The organism is Streptococcus sp. CCUG 71758 (assembly GCF_011714815.1).
Taxonomy (GTDB): domain Bacteria; phylum Bacillota; class Bacilli; order Lactobacillales; family Streptococcaceae; genus Streptococcus; species Streptococcus halitosis.
Genome location: NZ_RXXO01000002.1, coordinates 551,218 through 569,308, shown reverse-complemented (window position 1 = coordinate 569,308; position 18,091 = coordinate 551,218). Strand labels below are relative to the sequence as shown.

General features: G+C 41.5%; 18 protein-coding genes. 5 read left to right on the top strand and 13 right to left on the bottom strand.

Translation table 11 applies throughout. The annotated features are described in order from the left end of the window. Window positions 1-8: 8 nt before the first annotated feature. The 10 genes from pepV to recJ form a co-directional block, all read right to left on the bottom strand. Entirely contained in the window at window positions 9-1,409 is a 1,401-nt protein-coding gene (gene pepV / locus EKB01_RS06165; protein ID WP_167266119.1) for a dipeptidase PepV, read from the bottom strand. Between the two features lie 12 nt (window positions 1,410-1,421). Beyond that, window positions 1,422-2,027 (bottom strand): nitroreductase family protein, encoded by a 606-nt coding sequence (locus EKB01_RS06160; RefSeq protein WP_061588358.1) that lies wholly within the window; start codon window positions 2,025-2,027, stop codon window positions 1,422-1,424. A gap of 184 nt (window positions 2,028-2,211) precedes the next feature. Further along, entirely contained in the window at window positions 2,212-2,733 is a 522-nt protein-coding gene (locus tag EKB01_RS06155; protein ID WP_167266116.1) for a hypothetical protein, read from the bottom strand. Between the two features lie 140 nt (window positions 2,734-2,873). After that, window positions 2,874-3,707, bottom strand: coding sequence for a metallophosphoesterase family protein (locus EKB01_RS06150; RefSeq protein ID WP_033583476.1), 834 nt, complete (start codon window positions 3,705-3,707; stop codon window positions 2,874-2,876). Beyond that, a complete protein-coding gene (locus EKB01_RS06145) occupies window positions 3,704-4,309 on the bottom strand; it encodes a hypothetical protein (protein WP_167266114.1) in 606 nt (201 codons plus the stop codon). Before EKB01_RS06145 ends, EKB01_RS06150 begins: the two co-directional genes overlap by 4 nt. 24 nt (window positions 4,310-4,333) lie before the next feature. After that, window positions 4,334-6,157 carry an excinuclease ABC subunit UvrC gene (gene uvrC, locus EKB01_RS06140; protein ID WP_167266111.1) on the bottom strand — a complete coding sequence of 608 codons (1,824 nt, stop codon included), beginning with the start codon at window positions 6,155-6,157 and terminating at the stop codon, window positions 4,334-4,336. A 101-nt stretch (window positions 6,158-6,258) separates the two neighbouring features. Continuing rightward, complete coding sequence (locus EKB01_RS06135) at window positions 6,259-6,960, bottom strand: M57 family metalloprotease (protein WP_033583472.1); 702 nt, start codon at window positions 6,958-6,960, stop codon at window positions 6,259-6,261. A gap of 104 nt (window positions 6,961-7,064) precedes the next feature. Beyond that, entirely contained in the window at window positions 7,065-7,844 is a 780-nt protein-coding gene (locus tag EKB01_RS06130; RefSeq protein WP_033583471.1) for an alpha/beta hydrolase family protein, read from the bottom strand. A 67-nt stretch (window positions 7,845-7,911) separates the two neighbouring features. After that, a complete protein-coding gene (locus EKB01_RS06125) occupies window positions 7,912-9,573 on the bottom strand; it encodes a ribonuclease J (protein WP_033583469.1) in 1,662 nt (553 codons plus the stop codon). A 176-nt stretch (window positions 9,574-9,749) separates the two neighbouring features. Continuing rightward, window positions 9,750-11,969, bottom strand: a complete 2,220-nt coding sequence (gene recJ / locus EKB01_RS06120) for a single-stranded-DNA-specific exonuclease RecJ (RefSeq protein ID WP_167266186.1) — start codon at window positions 11,967-11,969, stop codon at window positions 9,750-9,752. A gap of 177 nt (window positions 11,970-12,146) precedes the next feature. Here recJ and EKB01_RS06115 point away from each other — a divergent pair, with 177 nt between their 5' ends. The 4 genes from EKB01_RS06115 to EKB01_RS06100 are packed head-to-tail and all read left to right on the top strand — an operon-like array spanning window position 12,147 to window position 15,069. Beyond that, window positions 12,147-12,905 (top strand): amino acid ABC transporter ATP-binding protein, encoded by a 759-nt coding sequence (locus EKB01_RS06115; RefSeq protein WP_033583468.1) that lies wholly within the window; start codon window positions 12,147-12,149, stop codon window positions 12,903-12,905. Window positions 12,906-12,915: 10 nt separating this feature from the next. Beyond that, entirely contained in the window at window positions 12,916-13,710 is a 795-nt protein-coding gene (locus tag EKB01_RS06110) for a transporter substrate-binding domain-containing protein (RefSeq protein ID WP_081021110.1), read from the top strand. A 12-nt stretch (window positions 13,711-13,722) separates the two neighbouring features. Beyond that, a complete protein-coding gene (locus EKB01_RS06105; protein WP_084852595.1) occupies window positions 13,723-14,400 on the top strand; it encodes an amino acid ABC transporter permease in 678 nt (225 codons plus the stop codon). Between the two features lie 9 nt (window positions 14,401-14,409). Then, complete coding sequence (locus EKB01_RS06100) at window positions 14,410-15,069, top strand: amino acid ABC transporter permease (protein WP_000443890.1); 660 nt, start codon at window positions 14,410-14,412, stop codon at window positions 15,067-15,069. A 303-nt stretch (window positions 15,070-15,372) separates the two neighbouring features. On the opposite strand, the gene EKB01_RS06095 is transcribed toward EKB01_RS06100, so the two are convergent. The 3 genes from EKB01_RS06095 to EKB01_RS06085 are packed head-to-tail and all read right to left on the bottom strand — an operon-like array spanning window position 15,373 to window position 16,971. Beyond that, on the bottom strand, window positions 15,373-16,023 hold the full coding sequence (locus EKB01_RS06095; RefSeq protein ID WP_033605969.1) for an ABC-2 transporter permease: 651 nt from the start codon (window positions 16,021-16,023) through the stop codon (window positions 15,373-15,375). Further along, a complete protein-coding gene (locus tag EKB01_RS06090) occupies window positions 16,023-16,757 on the bottom strand; it encodes an ABC transporter ATP-binding protein (RefSeq protein ID WP_033605970.1) in 735 nt (244 codons plus the stop codon). The genes EKB01_RS06095 and EKB01_RS06090 overlap by 1 nt, the downstream gene beginning before the upstream one ends. A gap of 1 nt (window position 16,758) precedes the next feature. Continuing rightward, entirely contained in the window at window positions 16,759-16,971 is a 213-nt protein-coding gene (locus tag EKB01_RS06085; RefSeq protein WP_000646903.1) for an AbrB/MazE/SpoVT family DNA-binding domain-containing protein, read from the bottom strand. Between the two features lie 409 nt (window positions 16,972-17,380). On the opposite strand from EKB01_RS06085, the gene EKB01_RS06080 reads away from it, so the two are divergent. Then, complete coding sequence (locus tag EKB01_RS06080; protein ID WP_167266108.1) at window positions 17,381-17,962, top strand: ROK family protein; 582 nt, start codon at window positions 17,381-17,383, stop codon at window positions 17,960-17,962. Window positions 17,963-18,091 lie beyond the last annotated feature (129 nt).

Genomic DNA, 18,091 nt, shown 5'->3' with positions numbered 1-18,091 from the left:
CTATCGTTTTATTTGATTAATTCATAGATAGCTTCTGCATAGATTGCTGCTGCTCGGAAGAGATCGTCTAAGGCGATGAATTCATTGGCTTGGTGCATGGTATCAATAGAATCTGGGAACATAGCACCGTAGGCAACACCACGTTCTAGCAAACGGCCGAAGGTTCCACCACCAATGACTTGCTCGTGACCTTTAAGACCAGTTTGTTTTTCATAGACATTCAACAAGGTTTGAACGAGTGGATCTTCCATTGGCACATAGTGAGGTGTATGACCATGGGCAGAGAGGCTAACAGAAGCAACTGGCAAGTTTTCAAGGATTGACTTGATTTGCTCTGGGCTTGTTCCTTTTGGATAACGGAAGTTGAGGGCAATGGTATTGTCAGCACTTGCTTCGTCAAAGCGGAAGACACCCGCATTCATAGAAAGGGCACCCATTTTTTCATCCACATGAGCAACCTTGAGATTTTCACCCTCATGGTCATTCAAGAGAATCTTACCAGCAATGTCGAGGTAGTCTTTGGCTGGTCCAGCAAAGTCAAATTGGCTGAGGAAGAATGCTAGGTAAGTAGCCCCATTGACACCTGAAGCAGGCATAGCACCATGGGCAGATTTACCAATCACAGTCACCTTGTACTGACCGTTTTCTTCTTGGAGTTCTCCTCTAAGTTTGTGCTCTGCAACAAAGGCATCTAGTTTAGCTTGCAAGTCAGCTAAGACACCTGAAACGACTGCTGTTGCTGATTCAGGTACCATGTTTTCACGCAAACCACCTGTAAAGCTGTGAAGACGAGCAGCACCTGCATTTTCACCTGCAAAGTGAAGGTATTCTGTGATATTTCCTTTTTCACCATTGATGATAGGGAATTCAGCGTCTGGAGAGAAGCCAAAGTCTGGTTTTGCAAGTCCTACATGTTCAAAGTAGTAGTCCATATCTGCCCAGCCTGATTCTTCGTCTGTTCCGACAATAAAACGAACTTTCTTAGAAGTTGGAAGACCCAATTCTTTGATGATTTTCAAACCATAGTAACAAGCTGTTGTAGGTCCCTTGTCATCTGAAGCTCCGCGCGCATAAAGGCGACCATCTTTGATAGTTGGTGTATAAGGGTCCGTGTCCCAACCGCTACCAGCTGGCACCACGTCCATGTGAGCAAAGATTCCGAGAACTTCTTCTCCTTCACCAAACTCAAAATGTCCTGCGTAGTTATCAACATTTTTAGTTGGATAGCCATCGCGGTCTGCGATTTCAAGGAATTTCTCCAAAGCTTTTACTGGACCAGGTCCAAAGGGATGCTGCGCATCTGCCTTGCTATCATCACGTTCTGAGTTGATTTCCAAAAGGCTAAACAAGTCAACCAAGAGGTCTTCTTTGCGTTTTTCTACTTCTGCTGTAAAATCAATTGCTGTCATTTTTTCTTCCTTCTATCTTTTCTCTATGATTTCATCTACTGGCAAGCGGTAGCTTGGTTCTAATTTCTCGTCTGTGTAACCCACTGTAATCAAGAGTTCTGGGCGGAAGCGGTCTTCGATGTCCAAAACCTCATTGGCTTTTGATTTGTCAAAACCAAGGATAATATTGGAACCGATTCCCTGGTCTGTCAGAGCCAGAACCAAGTTCATGGCAACCAAACCAGCATTGAGGGCTAGGTAGTCACTAATCTGTTGCTCATTGTAACGTGCATATTCAGCAGGCAAATTCTTCATGAAATATTGAAGTTGCTCTTCTGAGAAGTTCTTTGCTCCACCGACACGGGCAATCTTGCGGGCACGTTTAGCAAGGTCTGTATCTGTAAACAAGGCAATGGTTACAGGTGCTGATGACACCTGCTCAAAGTTCGAACCGTATGCCAATTTTGCCAATTCAGCATTTTTCTCACGAACGACTACAAACTTCCATGGCTGGCTGTTATGGGCACTTGGGGCTAAGGTTGCGATTTCAATAGCCGTACGTACATCTTTGGGATCCACCGGCTTATCAGTGAAATGCTTGGTTGCATGACGTTTTTTATTTAATTCAAGAAATTTCATAATCGATTTCCTTTTCTAATTCTACTGCTTCCATTCTACCATATTTTGAAAGAGCTTGCAGAGATTTTTCATAGAGTTAGTACTTCTTTCAAACTCTCTGCTATTAATTTGGAGCTATTTAAGTAGGTATCGCTTTAGATTTGAGCAAGCAAAAAGCAGGTGATCAAACACCTACTTTCTCATATTATTGACCAGATGTGTATGGAGCAACTGCTTTATAAGCCGCTTCCAGCGCTTTCTTCATTGTGTCACGTCCAGTTTTCAACTGTTGAACAAATAGAGTACGAGTTTGTTCTGGCACTACTGTATCATCAGAACCAATACTTGAAAGGCTTTCGTTAAATGACTCTCTTACAGTCTCCATAGACTTAAGCGCTGGTTCAACTTGGGCGTTATATGCTTCTTTTCCACTCTCTGGAATTTTTTCTCCAATTTCAACTGCATGCTTTTTATAATTGTCAACTAGTTTACCAAAAACTTTCTTCACATCTCCAACAGTTTTAGCATTGTCAATTTCTTCATCAGTGATCAAAACAACCTCATTATTTTCTGTCTTTGAACTAGACGTTGTTGATGAGGTCTCTGAAGAAGTTTGCTCTACAGAACTTGAATTTTTAGTTGAAGAATCAGACGTTGTTTTCCCTGAACATGCTGCTAAAACAACAACAGATAAAAGAGCCATACTGGCTGTAATAATTTTCTTCATAATGTTCTCCTTTTTATTAAGAATTAAGTCCATTCTATAACAAAATAATTTCAATGTCAAACTTTAGCTAAACCATCTTTTCTAAGCAATTCGACTACAAACCTCACTTCCAAATAAGAGCGTCCATTTTATTTCTAACTTTACAAAAAATCAAAATAATCCTTCACATCCTCTACATACCCATGCTTTTCAATTAAACTAGCTAAGAGTTCTAGATTGTGCCCCCGATAGTTGTCATCTCGGCGTAGTTCTTCATACATTTCGATAAAAGGAAGGTCCTTGGACTTGGCCAATTCTAACTCCGCTTCATAATCATAAGAAACTTTTCGGAATAGAATATTTACCAATTCCCCATCTTCTACTTCTATCACGGCATACTGGGCACGGTGATTTTTTAACTTTTCCCAATCAAAATAGGGCATGCCAATCGTACCTGGATTGATGATTTGTTGCCCTTGACTACCGTAACGAAGCAACTGCTTGTGGACATGACCATAGACTGCCACGTCCGTTTCCTCGTCTAGGAGTTGGTCAAATTTATCTGTGTTATTCCCAACAGACAAGTCACCACCATAATTCTTATTTGGCAAATTATGAGAAAGAGAAAAGTGCAGTCCATCAACTTCTTTCTTTTCTAGCATAGGTAAACTTCGTAGCCAGACAATCGTTTCAGGATCCATTCGCTCCATTAAAAACTGGGTCATACGCATGAGCTGGATTTCCTGTGGGTCTTCTAAGCCATATTGCCCATCTAAAGCCTCTAAGACACAATCATCCCAATTGCCTCGAACACTTGCTGTGATAGGAAGTTCCTTTAACAGAGCGACCAAGTCATTTGCACCTGGACCAGGTAGAAAAATATCTCCCAGAAGCCAATATTCACTGGCTCCTTGAGTTTTAGCATCTGCAATCACTGCTTCTAGTGCAGTCACATTGCCATGAATATCTGATAAAATTGCGATTTTATGGTTCATGATGGTTTTCCTTTTTCTATTTCATCTAGCCAATTGTGAAACTCCCAACGAAGAGGAGCTTCCTTGCCTATTCTTTGCCTCAAATGTTCTTGATATTGAAGATAGAAAGCGTAATCTCCCCAACTACTCCACACTTGAGAAGGTTTTGGGATACACAACTGTTTGTTCGCCCTCTCTAACACGATGTTATCTATCGGTACGTGTAAAAAAGGAAAAACGGAGTCTAGGGTTACAGCTTCAAGCATATAGAGATACTTGAAAGTCATATTAATCCACTTTTGAGCATGACCGTAAGTGAATCGAATCCCATTTGAGCGATAGCAATCTATCAAAACATCACAAGTCCTATGATGCCAACTATCAAAATCAGTTTGACACAGCTTGTCCCGATTCAAGAGATTTAAAATCGCTTCTTTGATACACTTAGAAGCTCGATTTCTCATCTCCAAGCGCTGTTCATCTGACATGCCATGAAATCGCAAGGTTCGATTAAAATCTAGATAGGCTCGAGTAGTTGCAGCTAAAAATAAATCTTTTGAATTCCCAAAGTAAGCAAATCGTAAAAAAAGGAGTATATCTCTGTCAATCTCAATCCTATTCATTTCTTCTACTTTCTATCTAGATACTTATTCCAATTCTTTTAATGGTTCTGCCACTTGAGCCAATTCCACTTCTTCCTGAGGGTTCAACTTTCTCTGCACAGCTTCTGCGACTACCCTCGGCACACCAACTTCGACAATTTCATCCACACTGGCTTCCTTGATTTTAGTGAGAGACTTGAAATGCTTCATGAGATTCTGCTTACGTTTAGGTCCCAATCCTTCAATTCCATCCAGTTGTGATGAAAAGGAATTTTTGGAGCGCAGTTGACGGTGGAAGGTGATGGCAAAACGGTGCACCTCATCCTGAATGCGTTGGAGGAGGAAAAATTCCTGAGAATTGCGAGACAACTCCACCACCTCAAGCGGATCTCCAAAGAGTAGCTCATGGGTTTGGTGCTTGTCATTCTTTTGCAGACCTGCAATTGGGATATCCAAACCTAGCTCTTCTTGGATGACTTGCTTTGCGATATTGACTTGACCTTGTCCCCCATCAATGACAATCAAATCAGGAGGAGTCAAACCGTCTCGTTGAACTCGACCATAACGTCTGCGAATAACTTCACGCATACTGGCATAATCGTCTGGACCAACAACCGTTTTTATCTTGTACTTTCGGTAGTCTTTTTTACTTGGTTCGCCATTGACAAAAACCACCATAGCTGAAACAGGACTGGTTCCCATGATATTAGAGTTATCGAAGGACTCGATGCGAACCGGAGTCGGGATTTGGAGCAAGCGTCCCAGATTTTCAATAGCTCCTTGGGTCTTTTCAACAGATTTTTCTAGCAGATTGAACTTCTGCTCCAGACTAACACGGGCATTCTTTATAGCCAAATTGACCAGTTGTTTTTTCTCACCACGTTGGGGCTTGAAAATCTTAGTATCCACCAAGGCCTTGACGGCTTCTTCATCAATATCCTGCGGAATCAGTACCTCATTGGGAACCAGGTGGGATTTTTCTTGATAGAATTGTCCCACATAGGTCAAAAAATCCTCATCCGGATCATTGTAGTAAGGGAAGAGATTGACATCTCGCTCAATGAGCTTGCCTTGACGGACAAAGAAAACCTGAACACACATCCAGCCTTTATCCACATAGTAGCCAAATACATCCCGATTTTGAAGATCCTTGGCCATAACCCGTTGCTTGGTCCGAAGCGTTCCGATAGCCTGAATCAGGTCACGGTATTCCGCCGCACGTTCAAACTCCATACTTTGAGCTGCCTTTGCCATCTTCCCCTTGAGGTCATCAATGATTTTATCATCCTGCCCTTTTAGGAAATCAGAAACCTCCTGAGCCATGGACTGGAAATAAGCCTCATCTTTTTTACAGATGGTATGGGCCACACATTGGCCGATGTGGTAATAAAAACAGACCTTAGACGGCGGATTGGTACACTTACGAAAAGGAAAAATCCGATCCAGCAACCGCTTGATTTCATTGGCTGCCCCTACATCTGGATAGGGGCCAAAGTAGAGTCCTCCGTCCTTTTTGACCTGACGGGTGATAATCAAGCGAGGATAACGCTCATTGGTGATTTTGATGAAAGGATAGGACTTGTCGTCCTTGAGCATGATATTGTATTTAGGCTTATTCTCCTTGATCAGGTTGATTTCTAGGAGAAGCGCCTCAATATTAGACTCAGTGACGATAAATTCAAAATCCACAATTTCAGACACCAAGGCCTCTGTCTTGGTATCGTGACTTCCACGGAAATAGGACCGCACGCGATTGCGCAGATTTTTAGCCTTTCCTACATAGATAATAGTGCCATTTTTATCCTTGTGAATGTAACAACCAGGGCTGGTTGGTAAGATCTCTAGTTTTGATTTGATCAAGTTATTCATAGTTCCATTATAGCAAAAAGGCCGTGACAGGACGAACAAAAAGCCCCACCAACCGCTTAATGGAGGAGCTTTAATTTCTTTTCGGATTGCACCGACTTCATCTAGTCGCTACTGGTATAGAGTTCTTGAACAGCCGTCACATCCCGAGGCTGAATCCCATAGTAGGAACCTGCCGGCTGCATGACAGAAGTCTCGTTGGTGTGATCCAATCCGATGGCATGTCCCAGCTCGTGCTCCGCCGTGTGCACGATTCGTTCATAAGAGTAACCATAGTTTGGATTGGATAGATAATAGTGATTCAGTCGAACCGTTACAGATATAAATTGTTTGGTTAACAAATTGGTTTGACTCTCGGCTTGACCAGCTACAGCGGTCGATCCATCATTCATCTCACTTGCCACAATATCTGCCTGGCTAGGATCCGCAACCACCTCAAAGGTAAAGGATCCCGTTTGATTCCAGTTTTTTATAGCTTCTGCATAGGCACCTTGGAAGGTCTCATCCATTTGAGGTTCAATATAGATGCGAGCTGAGGCCTGAGCCCACTTGCCTTCTGCATGTTGGTGACTGTCTGTCTGAGACAAGACTTCCAGCGTTCCCGTCTCCTTCCATTGATTCCAGCCACCTTGACCTATCTTGCTCATTTTTTCAACCTGATTGACCGCAGAATGAAAATCACCAGTCAGGTACCAAAGCACTCCAAAGGCAATAAGCAGTAGAATGGCCACAGTCCAAACCAGACGCCAGAAGAAACGCCAAATTCCCAAAAGAAATCGGAAGAATAATCGAATAATCCAGAACATGACGCCCCACCTTTCATAAAAATAAGAACCTATCTTGAAATCACATTCTCCTTGATCAAGATAGATTCTCTATTTTACTGAAGAAAGCTGAAAGAAACCTAAAACTAAGATAAACGTTCTTCCAAGACAAAGTCAATTGGTAGAGTAGCTAAAAAACGTTCCAATTGTTTTTCCCAGTAGTACCACTCGTGCTTACCTGGACTATGACTATAGGTCACCTCAAAACCAAGATTTTTGAGGTTTTTCACTGCGAGGTTATTGGCAGAGTAAAGATAGTCTTGTTCCCCACACCAAGCCCATAGTTTGGTCTTTTTATCGGATCTTGCAGCCATGCTTTCAAGCGAATGAGGACTAGCTGTCCAGTCTTTAATCTCTCCAAAAACTCCTCGCCAGTAGGCAAGTGATCCCAAATCCTGACTTTCAGGAGAAAATTCTTGAAAACTGAGTGCACCGGAAAAACTAGCCGCATGAGAAAAACGATCGGTTGCGAGAGCCAGCTTGAAGGAACCATAGCCTCCCATGGAGAGACCTGCAATAAAGGTTTTTTCTCGCTTACTGGTCATATTGGGGAAGAAACGTTTCATGACTTGGGGGAGTTCTTCTGCTAGAGCAGTAAAGTAGTTAAAACCGTACTGGGTATCTGTGTACCAGCCATTGTTTGTATTGGGCATGATGACAATGAGATTGGTCCCACGCAACAAGCGTTCGACATTGGTACGTTTGAGCCAGCTATTTTGATTTCCTGACATTCCGTGCAAAAGGTAAAGCACAGGAATATCTGTGCAATCTGGTTCAGTCACTCGACTAGCATCTGGATAGAGTACGGTAACACCCCACTCCATATCCAAAACTTCAGAGTAATACTCAATATTCATAACTGCCATGATTTTCTCCTTTTACTATTTATAAGAAAAAGCCGAATTTCGACTTTTTCTGTAGGTATTCTGCTTATTATTTTGCTTCCATCACGACTGGCAAGATTGCTGGGCGACGCTTGGTTTGATCAAAGAGGTACTTGGTCAAATTGTCACGAACTTTGCCTTTGAGATCTGCCCAGTCAAAGTCATCCCCTTGAAGATACTCTTCTACCGTTTGGTTAATCAATTCTGAACTTTCACGGAGAATGTCGCGACTTTTCTTAAGGTAGATAAATCCACGCGTATGAACACGAGCCTTAGCCACAATCTTCTTCTCACGACGGTTAACAGTAATCGCCACGATAAAGATTCCATCCTCTGACAAGACCTTACGGTCGCGAAGAACGACATTCCCAACATCACCAATGGCATTTCCATCAATCATGACATCGCCTGCAGAAACTGCGCCAGCTGGGACGAAGTCTCCATGTTCATAGGACATGATTGTTCCCTTTTTAGGGATGAAAATGCGCTCTGGCAACATTCCAACTGCCATGGCAGCCTTGGCATGCGCATCCAACTCACGGTACTCCCCTTGGACAGGGAAAAGATATTTCGGTTGCAAAAGATTGATCATCAACTGCAAATCACGCGCATTCCCGTGTCCTGATACTCGCAAACTCTGGGTAATGAGTTTTACCACACCACCAGCTTGGTAAATCATATTTTCAACGCGAGCCACAACTGCTTCTTTGGCGGTGGATGGAGTTGTTACAATATAAACCAAGTCCCCATCCTTGATTTCTACATAACGGTGGCGCCCAACAGACATCTTGCGAAGTCCATTGATAGGTTCACCCATACGACCTGTCTCTAGGATAATCAACTCATGGTCTTCAAAACGAGACATTTCTTTTGGTTTAATCAAAAGGCTTTCATTGGCTAGGGACAATTTTTTGAGACGAATCGCTGTACGAACGATATTTTCAACATCAAATCCAGTCAAAACGACTCGGCGGCCAGTCTCCGCAGCTGCATCAAAAACCTGCTGGATACGAGAAAGGTTGCTGGCAACTGCTGCAACGATGATACGACCGTCCCAGTCAGCGATGGTTTGGGTAATTTCATCCCCAACTTCACTCTCGCTCGCCACCTGAATATTGCTGTCTGCATTTGCAGAATCACTGAGAAGTGCCAAGACACCGTCACGGCCGATTTCGGCTAAACGCGCAAAATCCGTCGCATAGGATTCACTAGCCGTCTGGTCAAATTTGAAGTCGCCTGTGTAAACAATGTTCCCTTTTGGTGTTTTTAACACAACTCCCAGGCTTTCTGGGATAGAGTGAGTCGTACGGAAGAAGGAAACCACCGTTCCCCCAAAGTCAATCTCCGTGTTTTCATCAATCACATGGAAGTCATTGAATTTCTTAACCGTATCATTTCCTTTGACAAAGAGTTTCGCCAACTCAATGGTCAACTCAGAACCAAACACAGGCACCTTAGCCTCTGCCAAGAGATAAGGCAGGGCACCAATGGCATCCGCATGCCCGTGGGTCAAGAAGACCCCTGCGATACGGTCGCTATTCTCAAAAAGGTAGTCCATGTTTGGAATGACGACATCAACCCCTAGTTGTTCATTTTCAGGGTATTTAAGCCCTGCATCCAAAACAAAAATAGATTCATCGATTTCAGCGATGTACATATTTTTCCCATTTTCTCGTACACCACCTAGTGTTGTTAAACTGATATTACTCATTTTCCCTCCGAAACTTCATTTATCTTGATTATAGGGTAGGTTTACCCTCTTATTCTAAAAGTTCTAAAACTTTCAGCCGAATCTTTTCCTACCATTATACCATTTTTTTGATGATTTTCAAAATGAAGATTTGTTTTCAAAAAAGAGCTGGTTACCCAACTCTTTCCTAACTTCTACTATTTTTCCATTAAAAAATCATACATTTCTTGCACGGTACCCAGCGCCATCATTTCTTGATTTTTTACAGTCTGTTTGAGATTTTGGTAAATCTGACTTTCAGCAATCTCCCTTTTCGGCGCTTCTTTATTGACTGTCATGACCCCATCTTTGATCGTCACAAAGCCTAGCTCCTCAAATACTTGAATCATCTTGACCAGCAAGATTTGTTGGATATTGAGATAAGCCGCCAAATCTTTCAACTTGTAGCGAATATCAAACTCTGGGAACTGGTAAATAGTCCTATACAATTTGGCAAACTGCTCTCTGGTCCCATAACCTGTCAGATAGTAGGCCTTGTCAATGTCATTCTTAAAATAGACAGCTGAGAAATATTGCTCCTGAAAAATGGTCTTCAGCAAGGTAATATTTTCCGGAATATTTTTCACAACAACCGCTTCACTATTCGCCAAATCCGGCAACTCTCCAGAGAAATCCAAAACTGGAACCCCTTCTGGCAAGACTGCATTCTTCCCACGAATGTTAAAGAGTTGAACACCTTCCACACGCGCATCCACCATCATTAACTGGAGGGCAGTTTGGCCATTCCATTGATTGACAGACAGGGTGACTGCCAATTCTAGGTTTTTTGTTTGAGCAAACTCTGTTGCCCATCTACCTTGTCCAAAGGCCACCACTTCAAAGCTCGCCTCACCCTTGGAAATTTTTAGTTTGAGGTGGGCATTGCCTGCTCCCATAGTACGGGCACTTTCGACATGAAAATCCTTGATATAAAAGACAGGTTTCTGATTGTCCATCCCAAAGGGTGCCAAGCGTTCAAAGCTTTTGACCGTTTCTAAACTAAGAGTCTCCAAATCCAGCTCTTCATCTAGATTTAACTTGTTCTTGCCACCAGCATCTGCACCTTTTTCACGGACATAGTCTTCCAAAACCTGAGATAAATCTGAAAGTTTCTCAACTTCCAGCGTCATTCCAGCTGCACCAGCATGGCCGCCAAAGGCGATAAAGAGGTCGCGATGGAGATCCAAGGCTTCAAAAATATCGACTGCTTCCACACTACGAGCGCTACCCTTGGCACGACCATCTTCTATATTAAGAACGATAACTGTCTGCCCTAGTTCTTCCAACAAACGACCAGCAACGATACCCAGAACGCCAGGATTCCAGCCTTCCTTGGCCAAAACCTGGACCTTCTTCGCAGGATCCACCATGGTCTTAGCTTCTTCATAAATTGACTGAACGATTTCCTTGCGCTCTTCGTTTTTCTGATGAATCATGAGGGCAATCTCATGTGCTTCCTCATCGTCAAACCCAGTCAACAAATCAATAGCTGGATTAGGATCATCCAAACGCCCCAAAGCATTTAAACGAGGGGCAATCTGAAAGCCAACCGTTTCTTCTGTCACTTCATTCGTAGCGATCCCAGCCATGTCTAGCATTTCTTGCAGACCGATGCGCTGGGTATGTCCCAACATTTCCAGACCATATTGAACCATGATACGGTTTTCATTCGTCAGGCTTACCATATCGGCAATGGTACCGATAGCAACCAAATCAAGCAATTCCACTTGCACTTCTTCTAAAAGAGCGCAAGCCAGCTTGAAAGCCACTCCACAACCAGCTAAATATTTGAAGGGATAGTCCGCATCAGGATGCTCAGGGTGAACAATCGCATAGGCATCAGGAAGGGTTTCCGGCATGGAATGGTGGTCAGTCACAATAACATCCACTCCCATAGACTGGGCCAATTCAATGGCCTCGTGACCAGCAACTCCATTATCCACTGTCACAATCAAGGAAATTCCCTCTTGCTCGATAAAGTATTTATAGACACTGGCATTGGGACCATAGCCATCGGTAAAACGGTTGGGCAAGTAAACTCGGCACTCGGCGCCAAGCTGTTCCAAACTTTCCTTCACAATCGAAGCTGAAGTCATACCATCCGCATCATAGTCTCCATAGACGAGAATATTCTCCCCTTCTTCAATAGCCTGACGAATCCTTTTCACTGCCTTGTCCATATCATGGAGCAGATAGGGGTCATGCAAGTCCTCTAAAGAAGGTTCTAAAAACTTCTTTAGACTTTCTTCATCCTGAATCCCTCTTTCAAATAATAACCGAGCCACCTCGGGACCCAGTCCAGCCTTCTTGGCTATCTTTGTAAAATCCGCATCTTCAACCTGCGGGGCAAACTGCCATTCATAAGTAGGAGTTATCAAAAAAACATCCACTCTTTCTAAGAATTCTATCGTTTCATTATAACATGATTTAGGCATTTTCTCTATCCAGATTGCTTTTTTATAACATTTTAGTGAATTTTTTTCAGATATGATTTGACAAGAACATTCTTTTGGTGTAGAATCATGTTATAAAATCTAACACAAAGGAGATCTCTCATGGCTTTAGTAGAATTTAAAAACGTCGAAAAATATTACGGAGACTATCACGCACTCCGTGACATCAATCTCCGTTTTGAAAAAGGACAAGTTGTTGTTTTGCTTGGACCTTCTGGTTCTGGTAAGTCCACTCTTATCCGTACGATCAATGGTTTGGAGGCTGTTGACAAAGGAAGTCTCCTAGTCAATGGACACCAAGTCGCAGGTGCTAGCCAGAAAGATTTAGTTCCTCTTCGTAAGGAAGTCGGCATGGTTTTTCAGCATTTTAACCTTTATCCACACAAAACAGTGTTAGAAAACGTGACACTTTCGCCCATTAAAGTTCTAGGAATTGATAAAAAAGAAGCTGAAAAAACAGCCCAAAAATATCTGGAATTTGTAAATATGTGGGACAAGAAAGATTCCTACCCAGCTATGCTGTCTGGTGGACAAAAACAGAGAATTGCCATCGCACGTGGTCTTGCCATGCATCCGGAACTCCTCCTCTTTGATGAACCAACATCTGCTCTTGACCCTGAAACCATCGGTGATGTTCTAGCAGTTATGCAAAAACTGGCGCATGATGGGATGAACATGATCATCGTTACCCACGAAATGGGCTTTGCCCGTGAAGTTGCGGACCGCATCATCTTTATGGCCGACGGAGAAGTTTTGGTGGATACGACAGATGTCGATGACTTTTTCGACAATCCAAGCGAACCTCGTGCCCAACAATTCCTCAGCAAAATTATCAACCACGAAAGTGACAAAGTCAAATAAGGAGGCGCCTATGAAAAAGAAATTCTTTTTATCCGCATTATTGATTAGCCTTTTCAGCCTTGCTGCTGCCAAACCAGTTCAGGCTGATACCAGCGTCGCAGACATTCAAAAAAGAGGCGAATTAGTTGTCGGTGTCAAACAAGACGTTCCGAATTTTGGCTACAAGGATCCCAAGACAGGGACTTATTCTGGTATCGAAACCGACTTGGCCAAGATGATTGCAGATGAACTCAAGGTCAAGATTCGCTACGTTCCGGTTACCGCTCAAACCCGCGGTCCACTACTAGACAATGAACAGGTCGATTTGGATATCGCGACCTTCACTATCACAGACGAGCGTAAAAAATTATACAACTTCACCAGTCCCTACTATACGGATGCTTCTGGTTTTTTGGTCAATAAATCTGCCAACATTAAAAGCATTGAGGACCTAAACGGTAAAACCATTGGGGTTGCTCAAGGCTCCATCACCCAACGCCTGATTACTGAACTGGGTAAAAAGAAAGGTCTAACCTTTAAATTCGTCGAACTTGGTTCCTACCCAGAATTGATTACTTCCCTTCACGCTCACCGTATTGATGCCTTTTCCGTGGACCGCTCTATCCTGTCTGGCTACACCAGTAAACGAACAGAACTACTAGATGATAGTTTCAAGCCATCTGACTACGGTATCGTCACCAAGAAATCAAATACCGAGCTACACAACTATCTTGATACCTTGGTCACTAAATGGACCAAGGACGGTAGTTTGCAGAAACTCTATGACCGTTACAAGCTCAAACCATCTAGCCATACCGCAGATTAAGGAGGACACCCCATGACAAATTTATCATCTTGGACAGCCTATTTTCAGGATTTTGGACAATTTTTCAATGGTTTCCTCTTCACCCTTGCCCTAGCAATCGGATCCTTTATCCTCGCCATGCTTTTGGGCATCTTCTTTGGGGCCATGTCAACCAGCAAACGCCCATTCTTACGTGTTTTGGCTCGTATCTTTGTCGAATTTTACCAAAATACTCCCCTCTTGGTGCAGTTTGTCATCGTCTTCTATGGTTTGCCTCTTATCAGTGACCATACCATCATGATTCCCATTTATTGGACAGCTGTACTTTGTGTGGGACTCTATCACGGCGCTTATATCGCTGAGGTTATTCGTTCAGGGATTCAGTCTATTCCTAGTGGTCAGATGGAGGCCGCCCTGTCGCAAGGTTTTACTTATATCAATGCCATGCGCTTGATTATCTTGCCTCAGGCCTTCCGCATCATTCTCCCACCTTTGACTAACCAAATCGTTAACCTCATCAAGAACACTTCAACCGTTGCTATCATCTCTGGAGTGGACTTGATGTTTGTGACCAAGTCTTGGTCAGCTCTCAACGGCAACTATATCCCAGCCTTTTTAGGTGCTGCTCTTCTCTACTTTGCCCTATGCTTCCCTGTTGCCCAGTTTGGTCGCAAAATGGAGCAAGCCAACAAAAAAGCCTATTCACTTTAGGAGGTTACTATGGAATCTATTTTAGAAGTTTTGACCCCAGATAACCTAGTCTTTATCTTTAAAGGATTCGGCTTAACTCTCTACATTTCTCTGATTGCTATCGTCCTCTCGACCCTTATCGGAACAGTGCTAGCCGTCATGAGAAATGGGAAAAATCCTGTCTTACGGATCATCTCCAGCATTTATATCGAGTTTGTACGTAACGTTCCCAACCTCCTCTGGATTTTCACCATCTTTTTGGTGTTTAAGATGAAGTCCACACCAGCAGGTATCACTGCCTTTACCCTCTTTACCTCAGCAGCCCTGGCTGAGATTATCCGAGGTGGTCTCAATGCCGTGGACAAGGGCCAGTACGAAGCAGGAATGTCGCAAGGATTCACCTCTGCGCAAATCCTCTACTACATCATTCTCCCACAAGCGATCCGAAAAATGCTGCCAGCCATCATTTCTCAGTTTGTAACTGTGATTAAGGATACCAGCCTTCTCTACTCTGTTATCGCTCTACAAGAACTCTTTGGCGCCAGCCAAATTCTCATGGGCCGTTATTTCGAACCAGAGCAGGTCTTCAGTCTTTATATCCTGATTGCCTTGATTTACTTTATCTTTAACTTTGCCATTTCTAGCCTGTCTCATAAGCTAGCAAAACGTTGGCAACAAGCTGCAGAATAAAAAAAAGAAATGTGAACGTCTATTTTTCGTTCACATTTTTATATTTTCATTCAGGCGGATTGTCCCAATAATCGTCAACATCATAGCCAATCATAATAAATCCAACAGGAATTTCACCATCATAGGTACCAAACGGAAATAAAAATTTATTTTGCTACTCTGATACCTATAATTTTGGTATTTCCCATACATTTTTTCCATATGAAACACTGTTCTAACAGCTCCACAACTTTTAATTCTTTATCAGTACCATTTTCTATTGGATTTTCTCCGACAAAATACGGTCACTTAATGTATTCAATTTTATAAATCAATTCTTTCGAAGTCTTTTATAGCTTTCTGATAAGAAAACCAGGTGCATAAGTTAAATATGGCAACACCAAAAAGTAATATTACTATCTGTGGTACGTTCAAATTTGAAGAATCATTCAAACTTTCTAATCCAGGAATATGGTGTAATATCTCTCCCATGAATATTATGACAGTTGTGACTGCGCAGAATAGGATAAAAGGCTTCCCAATCTTATAAGCTGTTTTAAAAAAGCCTCCAAGAAAAACACTGTTAAAGTTTGCAAATACAAGCATTATATAGCCAAGATATGCAGCATTTGCATTCATCAACGGATTTGTCACATACGGTGTGGCATCTCCTAAGAGTCTCATCCGAATAATCGTCAGAAAAAGACATAATATGAAAGCTATGCACTCGATAGATAAAACAAATAAATATTTAGCCGTAACCACATCTTGTTTTCTAACTGGCAACATGACCGTGTAGGTGATGTCATCACATTCTCGGACTTGTTGATAAGTATAAAAAATACCAAGACAGATAAAAAAGGAACTGACAAGAATGGGATACCTTGGAATCATCGTAATAGCTGAAAAAGTTATAAACCAATAACTCAAAGGATTTGCTGTTAGTTTCATTTCTTTATAGAGAAGTTTTCTCATCACAAATTCACCTCTTCCCTTTCAATATGCACCATAATATCTTCAAGTGTGGATTTCTGCCCCATTTCTTTCGTGTAATGACTGATAAAATCCTCTTTTCTCTCAGATAAAAGCAATTCACCATTTTTTATATAAGTAATAGTATCTGCACACTTCTCTAAATCACTAGTAATATGAGTAGAAAACAAGATTGCTACCCCTTTTTCTGCTAGTTTTCGAAAGATTTCATTCATCTCATCTCTAGATACTGGATCAAGTCCACTAGTTGGCTCATCTAAAATCAAAAGCTTAGCATGATGAGAAAGAGCTAAAGTAAGATAAAATTTTACTTTCATCCCCTCAGACAGTTCCATAATTTTCTTATTTTCATCAAGCTTAAATGCATCAAGATAATGACGATACGATTCATCATCCCAGTTATCATAAAAAATACGAGTAATGGCGACAATATCCTTTAATTTTTTTCTTTTATAATAATTGGTTCCTCCCACTGCATAACCAATTCGTTGTTTGATTTCATCTTCATTATCCAGATAATCCATTCCAAGAATACGGACATTCCCTGCATCTGGATGAACAAGATTTAGAATGGATTTAATCGCTGTAGTCTTACCTGCTCCATTCCTACCGATAAATCCCATAACCTCACCTGATTTAATATGAAAACTTATAGGTTTCAATTCAAATGCTGAATATTTTTTTGTAATATCATTTACCTCTAAAACATACTTCATTTTATTCATCCTCCTTCTCTTCAAAAGCAATTTCCATCAAGTGTGCAAAGGCTCCCTTCGGCGGTATGGCAATTCCACGCTTTTCATCACCAAGAAGTAGAATCGTATCCCCAGGTTTGATATTAAAGACATCGCGCGCCTGTTTTGGTATTACTATTTGACCTTTTTCTCCAACTGTAGCTGTCCAAGCATATTTACCTTTTGGTGCTTTCATAACTATTACCTCCTTTGTGGTATGATTTGTATAACAAATTATACCACTTATCCTAAATAATACAAGTGCAAACTACATCCAGTTGCCATCATAATAAAATGCTCGTTAAAATCTGTACCACTCATCCCAAAACTAAGAATCTTAGACACCTTAACCCTAACTTTTTGTAAGTGGTGCTTATTCATTAACTACTCTCTCTAGAAAATATGTGACTACAAACAAAATTGAGGATTAAAAAAATTCATAAGCACATTGATGCCATGAATCAAAAACAGCATTATTCTCTCCTATAAGAGAGGACACTCCTAGAATCAGGAAAGCGAAACTAAGATTTTTAAAAATATCTTATTGCAAACAAAAATATAATATACTACAACGCTTTTTACAAAACGTGTCGAAAGGTAGAAAGATGGCAAAAATAATTGATTTAAGGCAAGAAAATATTCACAAAGTACGATCCTGCTTTTATCAAGGAGGAACATGGACCAAGAATCAGTTATCCTGTCAAACAGGGATTTCTCTGGCAGGAACTACCAATATCTTACAAATATTAGAGAATGATGTTAATGTTGCTTCTCTTGGTTATTGTAGTATTCACCCAGAATTTAGAACACTGGCCCTTCTCTACCAGCTAGATACAGATTTTGCCGGTTCTGATATTATCATCAATAAAAGATTGTATCGTGGAAGAAATGGTTTTGCAGGGGAAGTCGGCTATCTCATTAATGGATATAAACTCCAATCACGTTCAAATGACTTCACATTTCTTTTGTTAAATCAAATAACAGCACTAACATCAGTCATTGCTCCGGATGCTATTGCATATTATTGTCCATCTTTAAAAGAAAATATAAAAATTTCCGACACCTATCCTCCTAAAGAATTCCACCCAATCCTTGAAAGATTGACTGAAATAGCCCCATTCATACTGAACGGAGTTCAATCAATTGGAAAAAACAAGATTCTAGAAATCAAAAGAAGAACAATCTGAAAAGGAGAATTAAATGATTTCGTTATTGTTGGCAGTCATCTATCTGGCCTTTATTAGTTTAGGCTTACCTGATGCTATTTTAGGAAGCGCTTGACCAAATATGTATCGTGGCTTAAATTCAACTATTAC